Origin of the sequence: Kineococcus sp. DHX-1, from assembly GCF_042473625.1 — a bacterium.
GTDB lineage: Bacteria > Actinomycetota > Actinomycetes > Actinomycetales > Kineococcaceae > Kineococcus.
In genome coordinates this window covers 2539449-2564603 of record NZ_CP170445.1, presented here as the reverse complement: position 1 = coordinate 2564603, position 25155 = coordinate 2539449, and the positions used below count along the sequence as shown (strand labels likewise).

The following is a 25155-nucleotide window of genomic DNA, read 5'->3' as shown; positions in this document are numbered from 1 at the left end:
CTGCGCGGGAGGGGAGGCTGGATTCGTCCCCGCCGCGGCGGGGGTTGATACTGAGGCCCGTGAGCGTCAGCCTCGGTCTCCCCGCCCTCCCCCCGCCCGTCCTGGCCCCGCGTCGCAAGACCCGGCAGATCCAGGTGGGCAAGGTGGGGGTCGGCAGCGACTCGCCGGTGTCGGTGCAGTCGATGACCACCACGCCGACCACCAACATCAACGCGACGCTGCAGCAGATCGCCGAGCTGACCGCGTCCGGCTGCGACATCGTCCGTGTGGCCTGCCCGACGAACGACGACGCCGACGCGCTGCCGATCATCGCGAAGAAGTCGCAGATCCCGGTCATCGCCGACATCCACTTCCAGCCGAAGTACGTCTTCGCCGCGATCGACGCCGGCTGCGGTGCGGTGCGCGTGAACCCGGGCAACATCCGCAAGTTCGACGACCAGGTCAAGGACATCGCCCAGGCGGCCAAGGACGCCGGCGTCTCGATCCGGATCGGCGTCAACGCGGGCTCGCTCGACCCGCGCCTGCTCGAGAAGTACGGCAAGGCGACGCCGGAGGCGCTCGTCGAGTCGGCCGTCTGGGAGGCCTCGCTCTTCGAGGAGCACGACTTCCACGACTTCAAGATCTCCGTCAAGCACAACGACCCGGTCGTGATGGTGCGGGCCTACGAACTGCTCGCCGAGCGCGGCGACTGGCCGCTGCACCTCGGGGTCACCGAGGCGGGCCCGGCGTTCCAGGGGACCATCAAGTCCGCGACGGCCTTCGGGGCGCTGCTGAGCAAGGGCATCGGCGACACCATCCGCGTGTCGCTGTCCGCGCCGCCGGCCGAGGAGGTCAAGGTCGGCATCCAGATCCTGCAGTCCCTCAACCTGCGTCCGCGCAAGCTGGAGATCGTGTCCTGCCCGTCCTGCGGGCGTGCGCAGGTCGACGTCTACTCCCTCGCCGACGCCGTCACCGAGGGCCTGGAGGGGCTGACCGTCCCGCTGCGCGTGGCCGTGATGGGCTGCGTCGTCAACGGTCCGGGCGAGGCCCGCGAGGCCGACCTCGGGGTGGCCAGCGGCAACGGCAAGGGCCAGATCTTCGTCAAGGGCGAGGTCATCAAGACCGTCCCCGAGCACGCGATCGTCGAGACCCTCATCGAGGAGGCCAACCGCCTGGCCGCCGAGATGGGCGAACCCGAGGACGAGAGCACCGCGGGGTCGCCGACCGTCACGGTTGGCTGACGGGACCGCCGGGGTGTCCGTCTCGACCGGGCCGGTCCGAGCGGGCAGGATGCGGGAGTGTCCCTGATGAACCCGGCCGCACGAGGCTCCGCCGCCTCGGGGACCCTGCGCGTGCTGGGCGGCGCTGACGCGCCCGCCCTGCTGCGCCTGTGCGACCGCGACCCCGTCGCGAACCTCTTCGTCTCCGCCCGGTTGCTCGGCCTCCTGGCCCGGCCCGGCACCGACCTCGGTGGTCAGGTGTGGGGCTGGTTCGAGGACGGTGCCCTCGTCTCGGCCTGCTGGGCCGGGGCCAACCTCGTGCCCGTCGAGGCGACCCCCGCGGCCCTCGACGCGTTCGCCGCCACGGCCCGCGCCGAGGGTCGTCGCTGCTCCTCGCTCGTCGGTCCCGCCGAGCAGGTCCTGGCCCTGTGGCGACGCCTCGAGCCGTACTGGCGCGGGGCGCGCGAGGTGCGCGCCCACCAGCCGCTCATGGTCTGCGACACCGAACCGTCGGTGCGCCCGGACCCGACCGTGCGCCGCGCCACCCTGCGCGAGCTCGACCTCGTCGTCCCGGCCTGCGTCGCGATGTTCACCGAGGAGATCGGCTACGCACCCGCCCCGCCCGACGGCGGCGGTGCCTACCGCGCCCGCATCGCCGAGCTGGTCTCCACCGGCCGGTCGTTCGTCCGCGTCGACGCCGGCCGCGCCGGTCCCGAGGTCGTCTTCAAGGCCGAGCTCGGCGCCGTGTCCCCCAAGGTCGTGCAGGTGCAGGGCGTGTGGGTCCCGCCGCACCGCCGCGGCGAGGGCCTGTCCGAACCGGGGATGGCAGCCGTCGTCGAGGCCGCTCGCGCCGACGGCGTGCAGCAGGTGTCGTTGTACGTCAACGACTACAACGCCCGGGCCCTGGCCGCGTACCGCCGCGTCGGGTTCCGCGAGGTCGGGTCGTTCGCGACCGTGCTGTTCTGACGCGTCCGCCCGGGTTCGGGATCGTTGACGCATCCGGCTCACAGGTCGAGCTGAGAGCGTCAGCGGCTTCTCCCGGGGCGGCAGCGGGGTCGGGCTCGCTGTGACGTCGGGCTCGCCCTATGAGCTGGATGCGTCAACGATCCCAACCCCCCGGCCGGTGGCCGGTGGGTGGGGGAGTGGAAGTGCGGTGAGGGCGGCCGCAGTGCGCCGGTAGCCTGTCGGGCGTGCTGATGCGGATGTCGACGCTGTTCCTGCGGACCCTGCGGGAGGACCCGGTCGAGGCCGAGGTCGCCAGCCACAAGCTCCTCGTGCGCGCCGGGTACGTCCGCCGTGCTGCACCGGGGATCTACACCTGGCTGCCCCTGGGCCTGAAGGTGCTGCGCAAGGTCGAGGCGGTCGTCCGCGAGGAGATGGACGCCGCGGGCGCCCAGGAGGTCCACTTCCCGGCGCTGCTGCCCCGCGAGCCGTACGAGGCGACGAACCGCTGGAGCGACTACGGCGACGGCATCTTCAAGCTCAAGGACCGCAAGGGCGCCGACTACCTCCTCGCGCCCACGCACGAGGAGATGTTCACGCTGCTGGTCAAGGACCTGTACTCCTCGTACAAGGACCTGCCGCTGTCGATCTACCAGATCCAGACGAAGTACCGCGACGAGGCGCGTCCGCGCGCGGGCATCCTGCGCGGCCGCGAGTTCACCATGAAGGACTCCTACAGCTTCGACGTCGACGACGCCGGCCTGGAGAAGTCCTACGACCTGCACCGCGAGGCGTACGTCAAGATCTTCGGCCGCCTCGGGCTGGACTTCATCGTCGTCTCGGCGATGTCGGGGGCCATGGGCGGCTCGCGCAGCGAGGAGTTCCTGCACCCCACCGCGATCGGTGAGGACACGTTCGTGCGCTCGCCCGGCGGGTACGCGGCGAACGTCGAAGCCGTCACGACGCTGGCGCCGCCGGCGATCCCGTTCGACGGGCTGCCCGCCGCGCACGTCGAGGACACCCCCGACACCCCGACCATCGAGACGCTCGTGGCGGTCAGCAACGAGAGGCACCCCCGGGCGGACCGGCCGTGGACCGCGGCGGACACGCTGAAGAACGTCATCGTCGTCCTCAAGCACCCGGACGGGACGCGCGAACCGCTCGCCGTCGGCGTGCCCGGCGACCGCGAGGTCGATCTCAAGCGCCTCGAGGCCGCGGTCTCGCCCGCCGAGGTCGAACCGTTCGAGGCCGCCGACTTCGCCAAGCACCCTGCCCTCGTCAAGGGGTACATCGGGCCGGGCGTCCTGGGGTCGGAGAACGCCTCCGGCATCCGGTACCTCGTCGACCCGCGGGTGGTCGACGGCACGGCCTGGGTCACGGGCGCGGACGCCCCCGGCAAGCACGTCTTCGACCTCGTCGCCGGTCGCGACTTCACGCCGGACGGCGTCGTCGAGGCCGCTGAGGTCAAGGCCGGCGACGAGGCCCCCGACGGGTCCGGTCCGCTGGAGCTGGCGCGCGGCATCGAGATCGGGCACATCTTCGCGCTCGGCCGCCGCTTCGCCCAGGCCCTGGACCTCAAGGTGCTCGACGAGAACGGCAAGCAGGTCGTCGTGACGATGGGCTCCTACGGCATCGGCGTCACGCGCGCCATGGCGTGCGTCGCCGAGGGCAACCACGACGACAAGGGCCTCGTGTGGCCGCGCGAGCTCGCGCCGGCCGACGTGCACGTCGTGGCCACGGGCAAGGACGCGGCGGTCTTCGAGACCGCGGAGCGGATCGCCACCGAGCTCGTCGCGCAGGGGATCGAGGTCCTCTACGACGACCGCCCGAAGGTCTCGCCCGGGGTGAAGTTCAAGGACGCCGAGCTCGTGGGCGTGCCGACGATCCTCGTCGTCGGCAAGGGCCTGGCCGACGGGACCGTCGAGCTCAAGGACCGCCGCAGCGGTGACTCCGAGCAGGTGCCCGTCGACGACGCCGTCAGCCGCGTCGCAGCCGTCGTCCGCGGCTGAGCAGGCGCGCCGCCACGGTGGTCCCCGCGACCACCGCGGCGGCGACGCCCGCGCTCACCGCGACCGTCGTCGACGTGTTGGACTCGGCACCCGCCCGCGCGGCGGACACCCAGCCCAGGCCCCAGGCCAGACCCGCGCCGTAGGCCAGGCGGCCGCGGCTGCGCACGGCCGTGAACACCCCGACGCCCGTGGCGACGCCCAGGACGGCGACGGCCCAGCCGGTCTCACCGCTGGTCAACCCGCTGCTGCGCAGGGCGGCGGCGACGTTGGCGACCGTCGCGATGGAGACCCACCCCAGGTACAGGCCGATGCTGCCGTCGACGAGGACGGCTTCGACACGGGTGCGCGGCCGGTCGGCCAGCAGCGCGCCGAAGGTCTTGACGAGCACGAGCAGCAGCACGCTGATGACGACGACGGACAGCCACACCGACCCCAGCTGCACCGTGCCGATCCAGACGGCGTTGAGGACGAGGGAAGCGGCGGTCCACCAGCCCGTCGCGCGCTGGCGCGGGTCCTCGCGGTGCTTCGGCAGCGCCTGCCACACGGCCAGTCCCGCGAGTCCGGTGTAGACGACGGACCAGATCGCGAACGCGGGGCCGCCGGGCGCGACGAGGGTGGAGTCGGCGCTGAGCGCACCCCCGGCTGCCGACGCGATGGGGGTCCCGCCGAAGGCGCCCGATCCGACCGTGGCGCCGACGATCCCCAGGACGGCGCTGGCGGCGACCACCCCCTGGCGCACGGTGTCGGACGAGCCGTGGCCCGTCAGGGCGCCGCTGCGCCGGGGGCTGAGGGACGCGTCGCTGCTCACGCGAGCATGGTCGCGCCCCCGGCCTGCTCCTGCACCCCGTCCTGCACCTCGTCCTGGACCTCGTCGGGACCGGCACCGGGGGCGGGGCCGACGGCCGCCCGGATGCGGTCCTCGGTGATGCCGAAGTGCTCGTGCGCCACGGCGCCGGCACGTTCGGCGTCGCGGGCCAGGACGGCCTCGACGAGTTCGGCGTGCTGGGGGAGCGCCCGGTCGTAGTCGGCCCGCGTGAACGGTTCCCAGACGAGGCCGAGGTTGACGCGGGCGAGGAGCTCGCGGCTCAGCTGGGCGAGCTGGGAGTTGTGCGCTGCGGCGCAGACGGCGTCGTGCAGGGCGGCGTCCGCACGCCGGGACGTGTCGGGGTCACCCGCCGCGGCGACGTACGCGGCGAGCGCGGTGCGCAGGCGGTCGGCGTCCTGCACGGTGTGCCGCAGGGCGGCCGTCCGCGCGATCGTCGCCTCGACGAGCCGGCGCAGGTCGAAGGACTCCTCCAGCTCGGACCAGCTGGGCTGCAACGTCCGGGACACCGCCCCCGCGGTCCGCTCGTCGCTCCCCTCCAGCACCCAGGTGCCGCCCGCGCGTCCCCGGCTCGTGGCGACGAACCCGGCCCGGGTCAGCTCGTCCAGGGCCGCGCGCAGCGTGGGGCGGCTGACGCCGAGGAGCTCGGCCAGCTCGCGCTGGGCGGGCAGGCGTTCCCCCGGGGCGAAGTCGCGGACGGCGATCGCGGTGATGAGCCGGTCGACGACGGCCTCCACGCTCGTGCGCGGCCGGGCCGGGGCGAGGGACGGTCCTCCTCGGGCGGTCGGCATGCGCCGATCATCTCAGGCCCGCCTCGCGTTACGTTCTGGTTAATGGTCTTGTCCATTGACCATTGAGTCGGCACGCTCTCGGCCATGCCCTCCACGACCTCGGCGCCCGTTCGCGAGCTGACGCTCCCGTTCGGCGACCACACGACCGCCGTCCGCGTCACCGGCGACCTCCACGCGGCCGACCGCCGCCCGCTCGTCGTCCTGCACGGCGGGCCCGGCTGCACCATGGACTACCTGCTGGCGCTCGCCGACCTCGCCGAGCGCGGGATCCCCGTCGTGCACTACGACCAGCTCGGGAACGGCCGCTCCACGCACCTGCCCGACGCGGTTCCGGAGTTCTGGACCCCGCAGCTCTTCCTCGACCAGCTCGACTCCGTCCTGGCCGGTCTCGGCATCGGCGAGGAGTACGACGTCCTGGGGCAGTCGTGGGGCGGGATGCTCGCGGCCGAGCACGCCGTCCTGCGCCCGGCCGGGCTGCGCTCCCTGGTCATCGCCAACTCGCCGGCCTCGATGGACACGTGGTCACGGTCCGCCCTGGCCCTGCGGGCCGAACTGCCCGCCGAGGTCCGCGCCGCCCTCGACCGCCACGAGGCCGAAGGCACGCTCGACCACCCCGACTACCAGGCCGCGACCGCGGAGTTCTACGCCCGGCACGTGTGCCGCGTGCAGCCCATGCCCGCCGACGTCGCCCGCACGTTCGCCTGGATCGACGAGGACCCGACCGTCTACCACACCATGAACGGCCCCACGGAGTTCCACGTCACGGGGACGAACACCGGCTGGACCATCGAGGACCGCCTGCACCGGGTGCAGGCCCGCACGCTCGTCCTCAACGGCCGGTACGACGAGGCCACGGACGACTGCGTCGCCCCCTTCGTCGAGCACGTCCCCGGGGCCACCTGGGTGCGGTTCGAGGAGTCCAGCCACATGCCCCACGTCGAGGAGCCCGAGCTGTACCTCGACGTCGTCGACGCCTTCCTGGCCGGCGCCGCCCTCCCTGCAGGAGTCGTCCGATGAGCACCCCGACCGGATCCGCCGAGCTGTCCGAGTTCGGCTACGCGCAGGAGCTCAAGCGCGGGCTGAAGCTGCGCCACCTCGTCGTCTACGGCATGGTCTTCATGGTCCCGATCGCGCCGTTCTCGATCTTCGGCGGCGTCTTCGACGCCTCGCACGGCATGGTGCCGCTGACGTACCTCATCGGGTTCGTGGCCATGGTGTTCACGGCCGTCAGCTACCAGCAGATGTCCCGCGCGTTCCCCGTCGCCGGGTCCGTGTACGCCTACGCCGGCCGCGGCATCGCCCCGCCCGTCGGGTTCCTCGCCGGCTGGGCCATCCTGCTCGACTACCTGCTCGTGCCGACGCTGCTCTACGTCATCGGTGCCAACGCCATGGCCTCGGTCGTCCCCGGTGTCCCCCAGCAGGTCTGGATCATCGGGTTCGTCCTGCTCAACACCGTCGTGAACCTGCGCGGGGTCGAGACGACGAACCGCGCCAACATGGTGTTCCTCGTGGCCCAGCTCGCGGTCCTGGCGGTCTTCGTCGTCCTGGCGGTCTCGGCGATCTCGCGCGGGGTGGGCGGTGCGCACTGGTCGACGCTGCCGTTCTACAACCCCGACGAGTTCTCCACCCCGCTGGTGTTCACGGCCCTCAGCGTGGCAGTCCTGTCGTTCCTCGGGTTCGACGCGATCTCGACGATGTCGGAGGAGACGACGGGCGGGAACCGCGTCGTGGGCCGCGCCACCGTGCTCGCCCTGTGCGTCGTGGCGTTCCTGTTCGTCGTGCAGACGTGGCTCGCCTCGCTCCTCGTCCCCGGCCGCACGGCCTTCGCGGACGCCGACGCGTCGAACAACGCCTTCTACGACATCGCCCGCACGATCGCAGGTCCCTGGCTGCAGGTCGTCATCGCGATCGCCGTCGCGGTCGGGGCGGCCATCGCGAACTCGCTCGTGGCCCAGGCCGCGACGTCCCGCTTGCTGTTCTCGATGGCCCGCGACCGCCAGCTGCCGCAGTTCCTGCGCCGCGTCGACCCCGTCCGGCAGGTGCCGCAGCGCGCGATCCTGCTCGTGGCCGGGCTCAGCCTCGTCCTCGGCCTGTTCTTCGTCGGGCAGATCAACCTGCTCGCCTCGCTGTGCAACTTCGGGGCGCTGACGTCGTTCCTGCTCCTGCACGTCTCCGTGGTCTCGCACTACCTGCTCAAGCGCCGGCAGAAGACCTACGGCGTGCACCTCGTGGTCCCGCTCATCGGGTTCGCCATCATCGCCTACGTCCTGTGGAACGCCGACGTGCACGCCAAGGTCGGCGGACTCGTGTGGCTCGCGGTCGGCGGGGTCGTCCTCGTCGTCCTGCACCGCCTGGGTCGGTCGGTCTCGTTCGAGGCGTCGGACGCCGCCGTCGCCGAGCGCGTCTGACCTCCTCGCGCCGGGGCTGTGCGATCCGCACAGCCCCTCCGCGCGTCCTGGGCCGTCCGCCCCGTGACGGCGCGGGACGCCGCCCCTAGCGTCCTCTCAACCCGCCCTCCCCGCCCCTCCGGACCCCGGGAGCCCCCCATGTCAGGTGCAGCAGGACACACCGCCGACGACCACGCGCTCGGCCGCGTCCCCACGACCGCCCGCTACACGTGGTGGTCCGTCGCGATCCAGCGCTTCGGTCAGGTCTCGGCCCTCAGCCAGTTCCTCCTCGGCGCCACGCTCGGCTTCGGGATGAGCTTCTGGACGGCGTTCTGGGCGTTCACGTTCGGCGCCGTCATCCTCGAGGTCGTCTCGATCTTCGTCGGCATCATCGGCTCCCGCGAGGGCATGTCGACCTCCATGGTGGCGCGCTGGCTCGGCTTCGGCCGCGGCGGCTCGGCGCTCATCGGCCTGGCCATCGGCATCAGCCTCATCGGCTGGTTCGGCATCCAGTCCGCCGTCTCCGCCCAGGGGCTGGCCAGCACCCTCGGCGGCCTGCCCGCCTGGGGCTGGTCGATCCTCTTCGGGCTCGTCGTCACGGCGATCTGCATCTTCGGGTTCGGGTCCATGGCCTGGACCGCGTACGTCACGGTGCCCGCGTTCCTCGTCCTCGTCGGCTGGGCGATCGTCGCCGAGCTGTCCAAGAGCGACGTCGGCGCCCTCATGTCGACGCCGCCGCCGGGGGAACCCATCAGCCTGGCGACCGGGACCACGCTCGTGGCCGGCGGGTTCATCGTCGGGGCGGTCATCACTCCCGACATGACCCGGTTCAACAAGACCAGCGCCGACGTCGTCAAGCAGACCGTCGTCGGGTTCACGCTGGGGGAGTACGTCATCGGGATGTCGGGCGTCCTGCTCGCCCACGCGATCGGCTCCAGCGAGATCACGACGATCCTCACCTCCTCCGTCGGCTGGGTCGCGGTCCTCGTCGTCCTGCTCGGCACGGTCAAGATCAACGACTGGAACCTGTACTCCTCCGGCCTCGGCGTCGTGAACTTCATCGGCACCGTCACCGGTCGCCGGGTCAACCGCGCCGCCACGACCGCCGTCATCGGGGTGGTCGGGAGCCTGCTCGCGGCGGCCGGGATCCTCGGTCAGCTCACCGGCTTCCTCATCGTCCTCGGCGTCGTCTTCCCGCCCATCGCGGGGATCATGGTCGCGGAGTACTTCGTCGTGAAGAAGTGGCGCGGGGTCCTGGAGAGCTCGCGCGCCGACGGGGACGCCGTCCCCGAGACCTCCCCGACCTGGGTGCCCGCCACGCTCGTCGTGTGGGCCGTGGCCTCGCTGTTCGGGTACTTCGTCCACGTCGGGCTGGGGTCGGTGAACTCCCTCGTCATCTCCTTCGTCCTCTACGTCGCCGCCGGCCGCGCGGGCCTCCTGCGCGAGGTCGGCACGAGCCGGACCACCGACGGCGAGGTCGTCGAACCGGCCACCGCCACCGCGCCCGCGACGGCCTGACCGACTCCACCCGCAGCACTTGAGAGGAAACCCCATGCGCATCGGCATCGACGTCGGCGGCACCAACACGGACGCGGTCCTGCTCGACGACGACGGGTCCGTCCTGGCCGCCGTCAAGTGCTCCACGAGCGCCGACGTCTCCGGCGGCATCGTCGCGGCCCTGTCGGGTCTGCAGGACCGCCGGGCGTTCGACCCGGCCGGGATCCGGGCCGTGATGATCGGCACGACGCACTTCATCAACGCCCTCGTCGAGGCGCGACGCCTCGCCCCGACCGCGGCCCTGCGCCTGGGGTTGCCGGCGACGGCGTCGCTGCCGCCCATGGTCGACTGGCCCGAGCGCCTCGTGCAGGCCGTGTCCGGGCGCGCCTACCTCGCCCACGGCGGGCACGAGTTCGACGGCCGGACGATCTCCGCGCTCGACGAGGACGAACTGCGCCGCCACGCCGCGGACATGGCCGCCCACGGGGTCCGCAGCGTGGCCATCACCTCGGTGTTCTCGCCCGTCAACACCGAGTTCGAACTGCGCGCGGCCGAGGTGCTGGCCGCCGAACTGCCCCACGTCGCCATCTCCCTGTCCCACGAGATCGGCCGCATCGGCCTGCTGGAGCGCGAGAACGCGACCGTCGTCAACGCGGCGCTGCGGGAGCTGGCCGGCGGCATCGTCGACGGGTTGCGCGCCTCGGTCGCCGGGGCCGGCATCGACGCCCCGATCTACCTCAGCTCCAACGACGGCACGCTGCTGGACGTCGAGCACGCCCGCCGCTACCCGGTCTCGACGTTCGCCTCGGGGCCGACGAACTCCATGCGCGGTGCGGCCGTCCTGTCCGGTGTCCACACCTGCGCCGTCGTCGACGTCGGCGGCACGACCTCCGACGTCGGCGTGCTGCAGCGGGGTTTCCCCCGCGAAGCCACGACCGAGGTCAGCGTCGCGGGCATCCGGACGAACTTCCGGATGCCGGACGTGCTGTCCATCGGCATCGGCGGCGGTTCCCTCGTGCGCGGTGAGGGGTCCGCTGTGCGGGTGGGCCCGGAATCGGTGGGTTTCCGGCTCGTCGACGAGGCGCTCGTCTTCGGCGGCTCCACGCTGACGGCGACCGACATCGCCGTCGCGGCGGGCCGCGCCGACATCGGCGACGCCTCCCGCGTGGCCCACCTCGACCCCGCGTTCGTCCGCGCTGCGCTGGACCGGATCGCGGTCGACGTGGCCGACGCCGTGGACCGCATGCGCACCTCGGCGCAGCCGCTGCCCGTCGTGGCCGTCGGCGGCGGGTCGGTGCTGCTGCCGGACCGCCTCGCCGGGGCCGGGGAGGTGCTGCGCCCGGAGAACTTCGCCGTCGCCAACGCGATCGGCGCCGCCATCGCCCAGGTCGGCGGCGAGGTGGACCGCGTGTTCTCCATCGAACCCGGCAAGCGCACCGAGGTGCTGGACACCGCCCGCGCCGAGGCGGCCGAACGCGCCGTCGCCGCGGGGGCGGACCCGCGCACGGTGGAGGTGCTCGAGGTCGACGAGGTCCCGCTGCCCTACCTGCCCGGCGGTGCGACGCGCATCCGGGTCAAGGCCGTCGGGGACCTGCAGCTCGCCCCCGCCCGCCGGGAGGCCGTGCATGCCTGACGCGGCCACGTCCCTGCGGACCCGGGTCGGGGTCGAGGACCTCGTCGACATCGGCCGGGGCGCAGCGGTCCTGGGCACCGGCGGCGGCGGCGACCCGCACATCGGCGGGCTGCTGGCCGGGGCCGCGATGCGGGCGCACGGGCCCGTCGACCTCGCACCCCTGGAGGACCTGCCGGACGACGCCGTCGTCCTGCCGGTGGCGATGATGGGCGCGCCGACGGTCATGGTGGAGAAGCTGCCGTCGGCCGACCAGGTCGGCCGCGCGATCCGCGTCCTCACCGACCACCTCGGGCTGGAGGTCACGCACCTGGCCTGCATCGAGGCCGGCGGCGTGAACTCCCTCATCCCGTTCGTCGGGGCCGCCGAACTCGGCCTGCCCCTGCTCGACGCCGACGGCATGGGCCGGGCGTTCCCGGAACTGCAGATGGTCCTGCCCACCGTGTACGGGATCCGGGGGACGCCCATGTCGATCGTCGACGAGAAGGGGAACTCCGGTGTCCTGGACACCGTCGACAACCGGTGGGCCGAGCGGTTCGCGCGGTCGGTGACCATCGACATGGGCTGCTCGGCGATGATCAGCAACTACTGGATGACCGGCGCGCAGGCCCGCCAGGCCCTCGTGCCGGGGACCCTCTCGCTGGCTGCCCGGATCGGCCGCACCCTCACCGGGGCCCGCACCAGCGGCGACCCCGCGGGTGCCGTCGCCGACCTGCTCGGCGGCACCGTCCTGTTCACCGGCAAGGTCACCGACGTCGCCCGCCGGACCACGACGGGTTTCGCCCGCGGCGAGGCGCGGCTGGACGGCACCGGACCCGACGCGGGCTCGGAACTGCTGCTGGAGTTCCAGAACGAGTTCCTCGTCGCCGTCCGCGACGGCCGGACCGTCTCGACCGTGCCCGACCTCATCTGCGCGCTCGACACCCAGACCGGTGAGGCCGTGCGCACCGAGGGGTTGCGGTTCGGCCACCGCGTCACCGTCTTCGCCGCGCCGTGCGACGAACGCTGGCACAGCCCCGCCGGGCTCGCCCTCGCCGGACCGCGCGTGTTCGGCTACGAGAGCGACCCCGTCCGCGTCACCCCCGGAACACCCACCCCGACGGAGGCCCACCCGTGAGCTGGATCCTCGACGAGACCGTGCTGCCCGACCTCGCCCGCGGGGCCGCGCTCCTGGGCACCGGCGGCGGTGGCGATCCCTACATCGGCCGGCTGCTCGTCCAGCAGGCGATCCGCGAGAACGGGCCCATCACCGTCCTGGACCCGCAGGAGGAGTCCGAACTGCCCGACGAGGCGTTCGTCGTCCCGACGGCCATGATGGGCGCGCCCACCGTCATGGTCGAGAAGATCCCCCGCGGCACCGAGGCCGTCGTCGCGCTGCGCACGCTGGAGGCCCACCTCGGCCGCCGCGCGGAGGCGACCATGCCCATCGAGTGCGGGGGCATCAACTCGATGATGCCGCTGCTCGTCGGCGCCCGGACCGGTCTCCCCGTCGTCGACGCCGACGGGATGGGCCGGGCGTTCCCGGAACTGCAGATGGAGACGTTCAGCGTGTACGGCGTCTCCGGCTCGCCCATGGTCGTCGCCAGCGACCGCGAGGAGACCGTGCTCATCGACACCGGCGCCGACGACGTCCGCATGGAACGCTGCTCGCGCGCCATCGCGATCCAGTTCGGGGGCGCCGCCCTCATCGCCGAGTACTCGATGACGGGCGCGGACGTCCGCCGCACCGCGATCCCGCACACCATGTCCATGTCGCTCGGGGCGGGCCGGGCGATCCGGGAGGCGCGCGAGAGCCACAGCGACCCCGTGGACGCGCTCACCGAGTTCTTCGCCACGACCGTCTACGAGAACGTCCGGACGCTCTTCACGGGCAAGGTGGGCGACGTGGAACGCCGCACCACGGGGGGTTTCGCGCGGGGGCACGCCGACCTGCGCGGCCACGACGGGTCGCACCTGCGCCTGTCGTTCCAGAACGAGCACCTGGTCGCCGTCCTGGACGGCGAGGTCGTCTGCGTCGTGCCCGACCTCATCTGCGTCCTGGACGAGCAGACGGGGGAACCCATCACGACCGAGGGCATGCGCTGGGGCCAGCGGGTCGTCGTCGTGGCGATCTCCACGCCGCCGATCATGCGCACCCCCGAGGCCCTCGCGGTGTTCGGGCCCCGCGCGTTCGGCCTCGACCGCGACTTCACGCCCGTCGAGCAGCTCGTGCCGGGACCCACGCTCGCACCCGCCTGAGCGCGGGTGCGGCAAGATCGCCGCCGTGGAGCTCACCGCCGCCGACGTCCCGGCCCTCGTGCGCGGGGCCGAGGTGCTGGGCTCCGGCGGCGGGGGCGACGCCCGGGCCGGCGGGATCCTCGTCTCCCGGCTGCTGCGGGGAGGCTCGGTGGACCTCCTCGACCCCGACGTCGCCGACCCGGACCTGCTCGTCTCGGCCGTCGGGATGGTCGGTGCGACCGTCGTGTTCACCGAGCAGTTGCCGGGCGGCGGGGAGTTCACCCGCGCCCTCGACGCCGTCGAGCGGTGGACCGGGCGACGGGCCGGTTCGGTGGCGAGCATCGAGGCCGCCGGGCTCAACGCCGCGACGGCCCTCGTCACGGCGCTGTCCGCCGACGGGTCCCCGCTGCCCGTCGTCGACCTCGACCTGTGCGGCCGGGCCCTGCCTCGGCTGGACCAGTTCTCCCTCGCCGTCGCGGGGTCCGACATCACCCCGCTGGCCCTGGCCCTGCCCGGTGGCCAGGTCGTCGTCGTCGACGGCGGGGACGCCGTGACGACCGAGCGGAGCGTGCGCAGCGTGTTGGCCGGCGGGGGCGGCTGGGCCGCGATCGCGGTCGGCCCGCGTCCGCTGTCCGGACTGCGCCGGCACGCGCTCGCCGGCACGACGCGCCGCCTGCTCGACGTGGGCCGCCGCCTCCTGGCGCTGCCCGACGCGCCGGGTCCGGCGGCCGTGGCCACCGCCGCGGGTGGGGAGGTCCTCGCCGCCGGCCGGGTCCTGGAGGTCGTGCGGCACCGCGGCGCGGGGGAGGGCGGCTTCGGTCGGGGCAGCCTCGTCGTCCGCGACCGGGCCACGAGCTCGCTCCTGCGCCTGGAGATGGAGAACGAGTACCTCCTCGCGCTCGCCGACGGCGACGTCGTCGCCACGACGCCCGACGTCCTCGCCGTCCTGGACCGGCGCGCCGCACGGCCGGTGTCCTGCGACCGCGTCCGCCGCGGGGACGACGTCGTCGTGCTCCGGCTGGACGCCCCGCCGTTCTGGCACGAGCCCGCCCGGCTCGACGCCGTCGGTCCGCGGGCCTTCGGCTACGACGTCGACCCCGTCCTGCCGGGGGTGCCCGCGTGAGCACCCCCGACCTGGCGGCGCTGCTGCACCTGCCGGGCTGGCGCGGGACCGTGCGCCACGTCGCGGGCCCGCTGGACGGCCCGCCGCCCGCGGACGTGGTCCTCGGCGACGGCGGCGGCCCGACCGTGGCGCCAGGGGCGGGACCCGGCACGCTGCTCTGCCTCACCGGGGCGGTCGGCGCCGGTGCGACCGACGCCTGGCGGCTCGAGGCGCAGCTGCGCCGCGCGGCCGACGCCGGGGTCGTCGCCGTCCTGCTGCCGGCGGCCGCCGAGCCCACGGGGGCGACCCGGCTGCTGTGCTCGCGGCTGGGTCTGGCGCTCCTCGTCGCCGACGAGCCCGTGCTGCAGCGGGCGCTGGAGGCGGCCGTCGCCCTCGCGGCGCCGGAGGTCCCGCGAGCCCGGGCCGTGCGCGCGGTGTCGGGCGCGGCGGGCGCCTCGGCCCAGGACGGCGCCGGCTTCGTGCGCCTGCTGCAGCGCACCCTCGACATGCCGGTGGCCTTCCTCGACGGCCGCGGCGCCGTCCTGCACCGGGGCAGCGACCCCGTGCCCACGGCCGCGCTGCGCAGCGGGGAACCGGTCCCGCAGCGGACGGCCCTCGCGGCGGCCGACGGGGGCGGGACGCTGCTCGCGCACCCCGTCCTGCTGCCCGGGGTCCGGGCGGCGCAGCGCTGGTTCGTCGCCGCCGCGCCCGGGTGGGCCGACGTCGACGCCGTCGCCGACTGCCTGGCCGTCGCCGCGGCGACGGTGGCCGCCCGGCTCGGTGTGGACCGGCTCGGTCTCGAACGCGACGCCCGGGCCAGGGCGGCCCTGCTGACGGACGTGCTCGCGGGCGGCGACGGCCCCGACGCCGAGCTGCGCCGGCGCGCGGCCGCCGCCGGGTGGGCCCTGGACGGCTGGCACGTGGGCGTCCGGATCGGGGCCCCCGCCACGACGGACACCGCCGGTTCGCGCGACGAGGTGGCCGCCGCCTTCGCCGACGGCGGGCTGGCCCCCGTCGTCGTCGAGCACGGCGACGGGTGGAGCGCCTGGGTGAGCCTGCCGAGGCCCCCGGCCGCCGAGACCGTCCGCGAGCTGGCCGAGGACCTGCGGCAGGTGCACCGGGCGCTGCGGCGGCACCTGCGCAGCTGGACGGGGGTCGGCCGCCCCCACGGCGGCCCGGGCGGCATCGCCCGCTCGCTGGCCGAGGCGACGGACGCGGCCGGGCTGGCCGCGGGCCGCACCGAGCAGGGCTGCTTCCTGCACGTCGACCAGCTGGGCGTGGCGCAGACGCTCCTGGCGTGGACCCGCACGGGCACGTTCCCCCCGGCCGCACGCAGCCTGCTCGAACCGCTCGGGCCGCCCGGCTCGGACCTCGTGACGACCCTGGCCGCCTACCTGGACCAGGAGAGCTCGCTCGTGCAGACGGCCGCGGTCCTCGGGGTGCACCGGAACACCGTCGCCGCGCGGGTCGCGCGGGTGCAGCAGCTCCTCGAGGTCGACCTCACCGACCGCGACCAGCGGCTCGCGCTGCACCTGGCCTGCCGCGCCGTCCAGGGCGGGTGAGGCTCAGGGCTCCAGGTCGACGAGGACCGCGGTGTGGTCGCTGGCCCACACCCCGTCGACGGGGTCGACGGCCACGCGCCGCACGGCGCGGACCGACCCCTCGCCCGTGAAGGGCGCCAGGCCGACGAGGACGTGGTCGATGCGGGCGTCGGGCTGGTGGATGCGCGCGACGAACGGGTTGCGCCGGTCCCAGGTGAACCCGGGGTCGGCCGGGTCGGCGAAGCGCCAGGAGTCGACGAGGACGAACCCGGGCACCGGGCCCGCCGTCAGGTAGCCGTGGCACAACCGCAGCTCGTCGGACTCCGCGACGGCGTTGAAGTCGCCCGTCAGGACGGGCGGGTAGTGCGCGCCCTTCACGCGGGTGCGCGCCACGAACGGCACGAGCTCGCGCACCTGGGCGACGCGGACCGCGGACTCGGCCGGGGAGGAGTTCAGGTGCGTCGTCGTGAACGGCAGCGGCCGGCGGGGTGCGTCGACGAGGACCTGCAGCGCCGTGCGGCCCTCGTCCTCGTACCCGCCCGCAGGCAGGTCCAGGACCTCGGTGGACAGGAACGGCCAGCGGCTCAGCACGGCGTTGCCGAACTGCAGGGACTCCGTCGAGGGGTCCCCGTGCCGGGCCAGGCGCCGCCGCCAGCGGTCGGGCGCGGGGGAGGGCGACCAGGCCGCGTGCATCCCGAGCCGCTCGGCGAGCCACTCGGCGAGGTTCTCGTCGCCGTCGGCCCAGACCTCCTGCAGCCCCACGACGTCGGGCTGCTCGGCGCGCAGGACCGCGAGGAGCGCCTCCCGGCGGGCGCGCCAGTCGCCGAACCGCCACCACACGTTCCACGTCATGATCCGCAGCGGCGCGTCGGCCGCGCGCGGGCGCCGGTCGGCCGGTGGGGGCGGGGGTGCGCTGCTCATCTCGCGCGCAGTCTCCCAGCCGCTCCCGGGTCCGGCGCTCAGGGGGTCGGCGCGGTGGACGGGGTGGCGGCGCCCGGGACGGCGCGGCCGTCCTCGCCCAGCCACGGCAGGCCGGGGAACGCCAGGACCGTCGAGCCCCACCGGCGCGCCGCCCGCGCCGCGGTGAGCACCGTCGCGGCGGCGTCCGCCCGCCCGGTGCCCGCGGTGGCGACGACGTCCGCGCGCAGGGCGGTGACGCGCTCCTCGACGGCGGCCGCGAGTGCCGTGGCGGCCGCGGCGGTGGGGGCCGCGACGTCGTACCCGGCGGCCGCCTCGACAGGGGTCGCCCCGACCGCGGCCAGCTCGTCGACGAGGTCGTCGCGGGCGACGCGGTGGGCGGCCAGGTCCGCGAGGGCCTCGTCCCGGCGCGGGGCCGTGAGGCGACCGGCGACGAGGGCGTACGCGTAGACGGCGGCGTGCTCGCCGGCGAGCGCGGCCTGCAGGGCGCGGACGCGGGTCGAGGCGGCGGTGCCCGTGGGGGAGGGGGTCGCCGCCGCGCCCGTCGGGGCGGGGGAGGTCGGCGACGGGGTGGCGGTTCCCGCGTCCTGCGCCGCGGTGGTGCCCTGGGCGGGGCGCACGACCGCTCCCGTCGCCACGGCGACCGCGTCGGCCAGCACGGCGCGCGAGGCGGCGACCGCGACGAGCAGGCGGGCCGTGTCGGCCCCCGGCCCCCGGCCCTCGGCGGGCGCGAGCTCGGTGACCGCGGCGGCCGACGCCTGCGTCAGCCGGTCGGCGACGACCTGGGCGTCGGGCGGTGTGGCGGGGGAGGTCGTGGTCGTGGTCGCGGTGGGGGTCGCCGGCGCGGTCGCGCCCAGGGCGGTGAGGTGTGCGCGGCACACCTGCGCGGCCTCGGCGGCGACGGCCTGCAACGGCGCCGGGCCACCGGCGGCGGTGTCCAGGACGGTCAGCAGGGCGAGCGTGTCGTCGACGGCGGCCTCCCGGGCCACGTCGTCCGGCCCTCGGTCGGCCGTCGGGGTGGGTTCCTCGCCGACGACCCAGCGGACCCCGCAGCCGGCCAGCGCCGGTGCCGTCACCGCGAGCGCCAGGGTCCCCAGCAGCGCGCGGCGGGTGGGCCGGCGGGGGGAGGTGTCCCGCGCGGGCGGTGGGACGGACGGCGGGACGGGCGGCACGGTCGACGATCGTGCCAGGTGGGGGACGTCCCGGACGGCGGCACCCCGGACGGCTCTGGAGGGGCGGGAGCGGGGCGCCGCAGCGTCTAAGCTGTCCCGTCGTGCCCGCGCCGGGATCCGGTGCGGCCGTCAGGACAACTCGAGAGCAGGGAGGGGCGGTCGTGTCGACGCTGGAGGAGACCGTCCGGAGGGCGCTGGCTCCCGTCTTCGCCCCCGGCTCCGAGGTGGGGGACTCCCTCGTGCTGGACGACGTCGACGTCAGCAGCGCCGGCCGCCGCCACGTCGTGCGCGTGGTCGTCGACGGAGCCGGTGACGAACCCGGCGACATCGACCTCGACGCCGTCGCGGTGGCCTCGACGGCCGTCTCGCAGGCGCTCGACGACGCCGACGTCCTGGGGCAGGCCCCCTACACGCTCGAGGTGACCTCGCCCGGCGTCGACCGGCCCCTGACGACGCGGCGGCACTGGGCCCGCGCCCGCGGCCGCCTCGTGCGGGCCGTCCTGGCCGACTCCTCCTCGCTGCTGCTGCGCGTCGTGTCCGTCGACGACGAGGGCGTGCACGGGACGGGTGAGCCGCAGATGGTCAAGGGCCGTCCCCCACGGGCCAAGGACGTGGGCGCCCCCCACGACCTGCCCTGGGCCGACCTGGTCCGTGGTGAGGTGCAGGTCGAGTTCCGCCGCGCGGACGAGCTGGACGACCTGGAAGACCTGGACGACGACGCTGACGACGCTGACGACGCTGATGACGAGACCGAGGACGAGCAGTGAACATCGACATGGCCGCCCTGCGGATGCTGGAGCGGGACCGCGAGATCCCCTTCGAGACGCTCGTGCGGGCGATCGAGCAGGCGCTGCTCGTGGCCTACCACCGCACCGAGCACGCCGACCACAAGGCCCACCCCGACGCGCGGATCGAGCTCGACCGCAGCAGCGGTGAGGTGCGCGTGCTGGCCAAGGAGCGCGACGACGAGGGCACCGTCGTCGGCGAGTTCGACGACACGCCGAGCGGCTTCGGCCGGATCGCGGCGACCACGGCCCGCCAGGTCATCCTGCAGCGCCTGCGTGACGCCGAGGACGACGCCGTGCTCGGCGAGTTCGCCGGCACCGAGGGGGAGATCGTCTCCGGTGTCGTGCAGCAGGGCCGCGACCCGCGCATCGTCCAGGTCGACCTCGGCACCCTCGAGGGCGTGCTGCCGCCGGCCGAGCAGGTGCCGGGGGAGAAGTACGAGCACGGCTCCCGCCTGCGCTGCTTCGTCGTGAGCGTCAAGAAGGGGCCGAAGGGCCCGCAGGTCGTCCTCAGCCGCTCCCACCCCCAGCTCGTGCGCAAGCTGTTCGCGCTCGAGGTGCCCGAGATCGCCGACGGGACCGTGAAGATCACCGCGCTGTCCCGCGAGGCCGGCCACCGCTCGAAGATGGCCGTGCACGCCACGCGCCCGGGGATCAACGCCAAGGGCGCCTGCATCGGTCCGATGGGCCAGCGCGTCCGCGCGGTGATGTCGGAGCTTCGCGGGGAGAAGATCGACATCGTCGACTTCCACGAGGACCCGGCCCGCTTCGTGGCCAACGCGCTGTCGCCGGCGCGGGTGACGTCGGTGGAGGTCGTCGACCTCGCCGCGCGCTCGGCCCGCGTCGTCGTGCCGGACTACCAGTTGTCGCTGGCCATCGGCAAGGAGGGCCAGAACGCTCGGCTGGCGGCCAAGCTCACGGGCTGGCGCATCGACATCCGGCCCGACACCCAGGACGAGGACCGGGACGCCGACCGGGACGACACCCGGGCCGGTGAGCGCGCGGGCGGCGCCTGAGCGGGAAGGGCTAGACTCTCCCCATCGTTACACTGCCTGCGACCGGTCCCACCGACCGGCGGTCCGACCACGCCCTGCGCCTCCCGGCTCGTCCGGTGCGCACGTGCGTCGGGTGCCGTCGCCGGGGCGAACGGTCGTCGCTGCTGAGAGTCGTCGTCGCACCGGACGAGGCGGGAGTCCTCCTCGTCGACGTGCGTCGTCGGCTCCCGGGCAGGGGCGCGTGGCTGCACCAGAGCAGCGCGTGCCTGGAGCTGGCGGACAAGCGCCGGGCCTGGTCCCGGGCGTTGCGCCGGACGGCTCCCCTCGACACCTCGGGAGTACGGTCCTTCCTGGACTCGTGCCCGCACGAGGCCGTCGTGTCCACCACCACCGATGAGAGCGGGTCGAACAGCTGATGAGCACCCGATGAGTCTCCAGCGATGAATCCCCCCGACTGATGACGGTCCGCGCCCGGTAGAGACGAGCCCGGACCGAGACAGGAGAGATGTGGCGAAGGTCCGGGTCTACGAGCTCGCCAAGGAGTTCGGAGTCGAGAGCAAGGTCGTGCTGGCCACGCTCAAGGAGATGGGCGAGTTCGTGCGTTCCGCGAGCTCGACCGTCGAACCGCCGGTCATCCGGCGGCTGAAGGACAAGTTCCCCACCGAGGGTGGCGCCAGCGCCGCCCGACCGGGTCCGGCGGCGAAGCCGGGTCCGCGCGTTCCGAGCGGTGCCCGTCCGGGCCCCGCTCCGTCGCCGCGTCCGTCGGCGACCCCGGCCCCCGCTCCGGCGCCCACGCGCCCGCAGCCGTCGGCCGGTGCACCCGCTCCGTCGGCCCCCGCGCCGGCTGCGGCTCCCGCCCCGTCGGCTCCGGCCGCCCCCGCACCCGCGGCGGCTTCCGGTCCGGCGTTCCAGGCACCCCCGAGCGCTCCCACCGAGCGTCCCGCCGCGCAGCGGCCGGCCACGCCCGGACAGCGCCCGACCCCGGGTGCCCGTCCCTCCACGCCCCCGTCCTCCGGTGGTCCCGGCCAGGGTGCGCGTCCGGGGGCCCGTCCCGGCCCCGGTGGTCCCGGTGCCCGTCCGGGTGGTCCCGGTCAGGGTGGCCCCGGTGGTCCCGGTGCGCGGGGTCCGCGTCCGGACCGCGCTGATCGTCCCGGCGGCGAGCGTCCCGGTGGCGAGCGTCCCGGTGGCGAGCGTCCCGGTGGCGATCGTCCCCGCGGCGACCGTCCGCAGGGCGACCGCCAGGGCCGTCCCGGCGCCGGTGCTCCCGGTGGAGCGCCCCGTCCCGGTGGCGGTGCGCCGCGTCCGGGCAACAACCCCTTCGCGACGAGCCAGGGGATGCCGCGCCCGCAGGGTGGCCCCCGTCCGGGCAACAACCCGTTCGCGGCCAACCAGGGCATGCCGCGCCCGCAGGGCGGTCCCCGTCCCGGCGGTGCGCCCGGCCCCGGCGGTCCGCGCCCCGGCGGTCCGCGCCCGAACCCCGGCATGATGCCGGCGCGCCCGACGGTCGGCCGTCCGGGTGCGGGTGCCGGGCGTCCCGGTGCTCCGGGCCGCGGTGGCCCCGGTGGTGGCCGTGGTGGCGGCGGCGGGTACGCCGGCCGTCCCGGTGGTCCCGGTGGCGGCGGCGGTTTCGCGGGTCGTCCCGGTGGTGGTGGTCGTCCGGGCAACCGCGGCGGCACCCAGGGCGCGTTCGGTCGCGCCGGCGGCAAGCCGGCCAAGGGCCGCAAGTCCAAGCGCGCCAAGCGCCAGGAGTTCGAGGCGATGGCGGCGCCGTCGGTCGGCGGTGTCTCGGTCCGGCGCGGTGACGGCACGACCGTCATCCGCATCCGCCGCGGCGCCTCGGTCAGCGACTTCGCCGAGCGCATCGACGCCGACCCCGCGGCGCTGGTGACGATCCTCTTCCACCTGGGGGAGATGGTCACCGCGACCGCGTCGCTGGACGAGGACACCTTCCAGGTGCTCGGCCAGGAGCTCGGCTACGTCATCGAGGTCGTCTCGCCCGAGGACGAGGAGCGCGAGCTGCTCGCGGGCTTCTCCATCGACCTCGACGCCGAACTCGAGGCCGAGGGCGACGAGGAGCTCGAGGCACGTCCTCCGGTCGTCACCGTCATGGGTCACGTCGACCACGGGAAGACCAAGCTCCTGGACGCCATCCGGTCCACCGACGTCGTGGCGAAGGAGGCCGGTGGCATCACCCAGCACATCGGCGCCTACCAGGTCGTCAAGGAGCACGAGGGCTTCGACCGGCCGATCACCTTCATCGACACCCCGGGTCACGAGGCCTTCACGGCCATGCGTGCTCGTGGTGCCAAGGTCACCGACATCGCGATCCTCGTGGTGGCGGCCGACGACGGTGTGATGCCCCAGACCATCGAGGCGCTCAACCACGCCCAGGCGGCCGACGTCCCGATCGTCGTCGCGGTCAACAAGGTCGACAAGGAGGGCGCGAACCCGGACAAGGTCCGGCAGCAGCTCACCGAGTACAACCTGGTGGCCGAGGAGTACGGCGGCGAGACGATGTTCGTCAACGTGTCCGCGAAGCAGGGCATGGGCCTGGACGACCTCCTCGAGGCCGTCCTGCTCACCGCCGACGCCTCGCTGGACCTGCGGGCGAACCCGGACAAGGACGCTCGCGGTGTGGCCATCGAGGGCAACCTCGACAAGGGCCGCGGTCCGGTCGCCACCGTCCTGGTGCAGTCCGGGACGCTGCGCGTCGGCGACGCGATCGTCGCGGGCACCGGTTACGGCCGCGTCCGCGCGATGATCGACGAGAACGGGGACACGGTCGAGGAGGCCACCCCGTCGCGTCCGGTGCAGGTCCTGGGTCTGACGTCGGTGCCGGGTGCGGGGGACACGTTCCTCGCGGCGCCCGACGACCGCACGGCCCGGCAGATCGCGGAGAAGCGCGAGGCGCAGGAGCGCAACGCGGCTCTGGCGAAGGCGCGCAAGCGCATCTCGCTGGAGGACTTCACCGCTGCGCTGCAGAAGGGCAAGGTCGAGAGCCTCAACCTCATCCTCAAGGGTGACGGGGCCGGTTCCGTCGAGGCCCTCGAGGACGCGCTGTACAAGATCGACGTCGGCGACGAGGTCGAGCTGCGCGTGATCGACCGAGGTGTCGGTGCGGTGACGAAGAACAACGTCAACCTCGCCGTCGCCTCGAACGCGATCATCATCGGGTTCAACGTGCGCCCGGAGCAGCAGACCAAGGAGTACGCCGACCGCGAGGGCGTCGACATCCGCTTCTACTCGGTCATCTACGCGGCCATCGAGGACGTCGAGGCGTCCCTGAAGGGCATGCTCAAGCCCGAGTACGAAGAGGTCCAGCTCGGCACGGCGGAGGTCCGCGAGATCTTCCGCTCCTCGAAGTTCGGCAACATCGCCGGTTGCCTCGTCCGGTCGGGTCTCATCCGCCGCAACACCAAGGCGCGCGTGCTGCGCCGCGGTGTCGTGCACGGGGACAACCTCACCATCGAGTCGCTGCGACGGTTCAAGGACGACGCCACCGAGGTCCGCGAGGGCTACGAGTGCGGTATCGGCCTCGGGTCGTACAACGACCTCCAGATCGACGACGTCATCGAGACGTACGAGATGCAGGAGAAGGCGCGGAGCTGATCCGCGCTCGACCCGGTGGCCGGGGCGGGACCGACGAGGTCCCGCCCCGGCTGCCACCCCTCAGGTACCCATGTTCACAGCAACGCTCACCGTCGACCTGCTGCTCGGCGACGTCCACTCGTTGAAGGGCAAGCGCAGCCTCGTGCGACCTCTCGTCGCCGAACTGCGCCGGTCCTTCGATGTCGCCGCGGCCGAGACCGGGCACCTCGACCTGCACCGGCGGGCCGAGGTCGCGGTCGCCGTGGTGGCCGCCGACGCCGCCCGCTGCACCGACGTGCTCGACCGGTGCGAACGCCTCGTCGCGGCGCACCCCGAGTTCCAGATCCTCTCCGCCCGGCGCCAGTCCCTGTCCTCCCACGACTGAGGACCCCTCGCCGGACGTTCGATCCCGACCCTGCAGGAGTTCCCCGTGGCGGATCCCACCCGTGCCCGCAAGCTCGCCGACCGCATCAAGGTCGTCGTCGCCGACGCCCTCGAGAAGCGCGTCAAGGACCCCCGCCTGGGGTTCGTCACGATCACCGACGCCCGGGTGACGAACGACCTGCAGCACGCGACCCTCTACTACACCGTCTTCGGCAGCGACGAGGAGAAGCTCGGCACGAAGGCCGCGCTGGAGTCGGCCAAGGGCGTGCTGCGCTCGGAGGTCGGCAAGCGCACCGGCATCCGGCTCACCCCGACGCTGACCTTCACCGCGGACGAGGTGCCCGAGACGGCGCAGCAGATCACCGACCTGCTGTCCAAGGCCGCTGAGCAGGACGCGCGCGTCGCGGCCCTGGCGGCGGGCGCCAAGCCCGCCGGTGACGCCGACCCGTACAAGAAGCCCGCCGAGCACGACGACGAGTGGGACGACGACCTGGACGCTGACGGGGACACCGACGAGGACGTGGATCCGGCCGACGGGAACGCCGCCCGCGGCTGACGTCCCGGTGGCACGCTGGGGGTCATGGACCCGCAGTTCCCCGGTGTCGACCTGAGCACCGGCCTCGGCACGGACCTCGGTGGGGACACCGGGGTGCCCTCGTTCTTCGTCGTCGTCTTCGTGGTGATGGCCCTCGTCGGCGTCGCAGTCGTGCTCGGTGGCGTCCGCACCTCGGTGCGGGCCCGCCGGCGCTCCCAGGACGCCGTCCGGCTGGGCACCGAGGGGGTGACCACGACGGGCACCGTCGTCGACAACCGCATCACGAGCCACCACGAGCACCGCATGACGTTCTCGCCCGTCGTGCGCTTCGAGGCCGGCGGCCGCGAGGTCACGGTCGTGGGCGAGCAGGTGTGGAACAAGTCGTTCGTCACCGGCCGCCCCGCCCAGGTCGTCTACGACCCCGCCGACCCCGACCGCGCCCACGTGCGCGCGGAGGGCGGGTCCCTCCTGGGCAACGGCCCCACCGGAGTGTTCGTGGCGGTCTTCGGCGTGGCCTTCCTCGTCGTGGTCGTCGTCATGTTCGGCCTCGCCCGCTCGGCCTTCGGGCAGTTCCCCTGACGGGACGCTATCCCGGGCACGGCACACTGCTCCCCGTGCTCCTCCTCCCTCCCGCCCTCTC

General features: G+C 74.2%; 22 protein-coding genes. 18 read left to right on the top strand and 4 right to left on the bottom strand.

The features are described 5' to 3' along the window. Positions 1-59 precede the first annotated feature (59 nt). The 3 genes from ispG to ACFEMC_RS12415 all read left to right on the top strand — a co-directional run bounded on the left by ispG (position 60) and on the right by ACFEMC_RS12415 (position 4150). A complete protein-coding gene (ispG, locus tag ACFEMC_RS12425) occupies positions 60-1220 on the top strand; it encodes a flavodoxin-dependent (E)-4-hydroxy-3-methylbut-2-enyl-diphosphate synthase (RefSeq protein ID WP_367637651.1) in 1161 nt (386 codons plus the stop codon). 66 nt (positions 1221-1286) lie between these two features. After that, positions 1287-2165 carry a GNAT family N-acetyltransferase gene (locus ACFEMC_RS12420; protein ID WP_380176756.1) on the top strand — a complete coding sequence of 293 codons (879 nt, stop codon included), beginning with the start codon at positions 1287-1289 and terminating at the stop codon, positions 2163-2165. 224 nt (positions 2166-2389) lie between these two features. Further along, a complete protein-coding gene (locus ACFEMC_RS12415) occupies positions 2390-4150 on the top strand; it encodes a proline--tRNA ligase (protein ID WP_380169926.1) in 1761 nt (586 codons plus the stop codon). Here ACFEMC_RS12415 and ACFEMC_RS12410 read toward each other — a convergent pair. Both ACFEMC_RS12410 and ACFEMC_RS12405 read right to left on the bottom strand, forming a co-directional pair. After that, positions 4119-4958, bottom strand: coding sequence for a tryptophan-rich sensory protein (locus tag ACFEMC_RS12410; protein WP_380169925.1), 840 nt, complete (start codon positions 4956-4958; stop codon positions 4119-4121). The two genes, ACFEMC_RS12415 and ACFEMC_RS12410, sit on opposite strands and share 32 nt — an antisense overlap. After that, on the bottom strand, positions 4955-5764 hold the full coding sequence (locus ACFEMC_RS12405; protein ID WP_380169924.1) for a FadR/GntR family transcriptional regulator: 810 nt from the start codon (positions 5762-5764) through the stop codon (positions 4955-4957). The genes ACFEMC_RS12410 and ACFEMC_RS12405 overlap by 4 nt, the downstream gene beginning before the upstream one ends. Before the next feature lie 84 nt (positions 5765-5848). Between ACFEMC_RS12405 and ACFEMC_RS12400 the strand changes: the two genes are divergently transcribed. The 8 genes from ACFEMC_RS12400 to ACFEMC_RS12365 all read left to right on the top strand — a co-directional run bounded on the left by ACFEMC_RS12400 (position 5849) and on the right by ACFEMC_RS12365 (position 16159). Beyond that, positions 5849-6781 carry a proline iminopeptidase-family hydrolase gene (locus ACFEMC_RS12400; RefSeq protein ID WP_380169923.1) on the top strand — a complete coding sequence of 311 codons (933 nt, stop codon included), beginning with the start codon at positions 5849-5851 and terminating at the stop codon, positions 6779-6781. After that, positions 6778-8172, top strand: a complete 1395-nt coding sequence (locus ACFEMC_RS12395; protein ID WP_380169922.1) for an APC family permease — start codon at positions 6778-6780, stop codon at positions 8170-8172. The genes ACFEMC_RS12400 and ACFEMC_RS12395 overlap by 4 nt, the downstream gene beginning before the upstream one ends. A gap of 138 nt (positions 8173-8310) precedes the next feature. Continuing rightward, positions 8311-9669: a purine-cytosine permease family protein gene (locus tag ACFEMC_RS12390; protein WP_380169921.1), complete on the top strand. Its 1359-nt coding sequence runs from the start codon at positions 8311-8313 to the stop codon at positions 9667-9669. Positions 9670-9703: 34 nt separating this feature from the next. Continuing rightward, on the top strand, positions 9704-11281 hold the full coding sequence (locus ACFEMC_RS12385) for a hydantoinase/oxoprolinase N-terminal domain-containing protein (protein ID WP_380169920.1): 1578 nt from the start codon (positions 9704-9706) through the stop codon (positions 11279-11281). Next, a complete protein-coding gene (locus ACFEMC_RS12380; RefSeq protein WP_380169919.1) occupies positions 11274-12395 on the top strand; it encodes a DUF917 domain-containing protein in 1122 nt (373 codons plus the stop codon). The genes ACFEMC_RS12385 and ACFEMC_RS12380 overlap by 8 nt, the downstream gene beginning before the upstream one ends. Next, positions 12392-13516 carry a DUF917 domain-containing protein gene (locus ACFEMC_RS12375; RefSeq protein ID WP_380169918.1) on the top strand — a complete coding sequence of 375 codons (1125 nt, stop codon included), beginning with the start codon at positions 12392-12394 and terminating at the stop codon, positions 13514-13516. The genes ACFEMC_RS12380 and ACFEMC_RS12375 overlap by 4 nt, the downstream gene beginning before the upstream one ends. 25 nt (positions 13517-13541) lie before the next feature. Then, positions 13542-14618, top strand: coding sequence for a DUF917 domain-containing protein (locus tag ACFEMC_RS12370; protein WP_380169917.1), 1077 nt, complete (start codon positions 13542-13544; stop codon positions 14616-14618). Continuing rightward, positions 14615-16159, top strand: coding sequence for a PucR family transcriptional regulator (locus ACFEMC_RS12365; RefSeq protein WP_380169916.1), 1545 nt, complete (start codon positions 14615-14617; stop codon positions 16157-16159). Before ACFEMC_RS12370 ends, ACFEMC_RS12365 begins: the two co-directional genes overlap by 4 nt. Before the next feature lie 3 nt (positions 16160-16162). Here ACFEMC_RS12365 and ACFEMC_RS12360 read toward each other — a convergent pair whose 3' ends face one another. Both ACFEMC_RS12360 and ACFEMC_RS12355 read right to left on the bottom strand, forming a co-directional pair. Then, the gene (locus ACFEMC_RS12360) at positions 16163-17059 is read right to left on the bottom strand and encodes an endonuclease/exonuclease/phosphatase family protein (protein WP_380169915.1); all 897 of its coding nucleotides are present in this window, start codon (positions 17057-17059) and stop codon (positions 16163-16165) included. A gap of 38 nt (positions 17060-17097) precedes the next feature. Continuing rightward, positions 17098-18228: a DUF4439 domain-containing protein gene (locus ACFEMC_RS12355; protein ID WP_380169914.1), complete on the bottom strand. Its 1131-nt coding sequence runs from the start codon at positions 18226-18228 to the stop codon at positions 17098-17100. A gap of 161 nt (positions 18229-18389) precedes the next feature. Between ACFEMC_RS12355 and ACFEMC_RS12350 the strand changes: the two genes are divergently transcribed. The 7 genes from ACFEMC_RS12350 to ACFEMC_RS12320 all read left to right on the top strand — a co-directional run bounded on the left by ACFEMC_RS12350 (position 18390) and on the right by ACFEMC_RS12320 (position 25094). Next, a complete protein-coding gene (locus tag ACFEMC_RS12350) occupies positions 18390-18995 on the top strand; it encodes a ribosome maturation factor RimP (protein ID WP_380169913.1) in 606 nt (201 codons plus the stop codon). Beyond that, complete coding sequence (gene nusA, locus ACFEMC_RS12345; RefSeq protein ID WP_380169912.1) at positions 18992-20029, top strand: transcription termination factor NusA; 1038 nt, start codon at positions 18992-18994, stop codon at positions 20027-20029. The genes ACFEMC_RS12350 and nusA overlap by 4 nt, the downstream gene beginning before the upstream one ends. 95 nt (positions 20030-20124) lie before the next feature. Then, the gene (locus ACFEMC_RS12340; RefSeq protein ID WP_380169911.1) at positions 20125-20424 is read left to right on the top strand and encodes a YlxR family protein; all 300 of its coding nucleotides are present in this window, start codon (positions 20125-20127) and stop codon (positions 20422-20424) included. 91 nt (positions 20425-20515) lie between these two features. Beyond that, positions 20516-23617, top strand: a complete 3102-nt coding sequence (gene infB, locus ACFEMC_RS12335; RefSeq protein WP_380169910.1) for a translation initiation factor IF-2 — start codon at positions 20516-20518, stop codon at positions 23615-23617. A 70-nt stretch (positions 23618-23687) separates the two neighbouring features. Then, positions 23688-23981 carry a DUF503 domain-containing protein gene (locus ACFEMC_RS12330; RefSeq protein ID WP_380169909.1) on the top strand — a complete coding sequence of 98 codons (294 nt, stop codon included), beginning with the start codon at positions 23688-23690 and terminating at the stop codon, positions 23979-23981. A gap of 45 nt (positions 23982-24026) precedes the next feature. Continuing rightward, a complete protein-coding gene (rbfA, locus tag ACFEMC_RS12325) occupies positions 24027-24536 on the top strand; it encodes a 30S ribosome-binding factor RbfA (RefSeq protein ID WP_380169908.1) in 510 nt (169 codons plus the stop codon). A gap of 24 nt (positions 24537-24560) precedes the next feature. Next, positions 24561-25094 carry a DUF3592 domain-containing protein gene (locus ACFEMC_RS12320; protein ID WP_380169907.1) on the top strand — a complete coding sequence of 178 codons (534 nt, stop codon included), beginning with the start codon at positions 24561-24563 and terminating at the stop codon, positions 25092-25094. Positions 25095-25155: the final 61 nt, after the last annotated feature.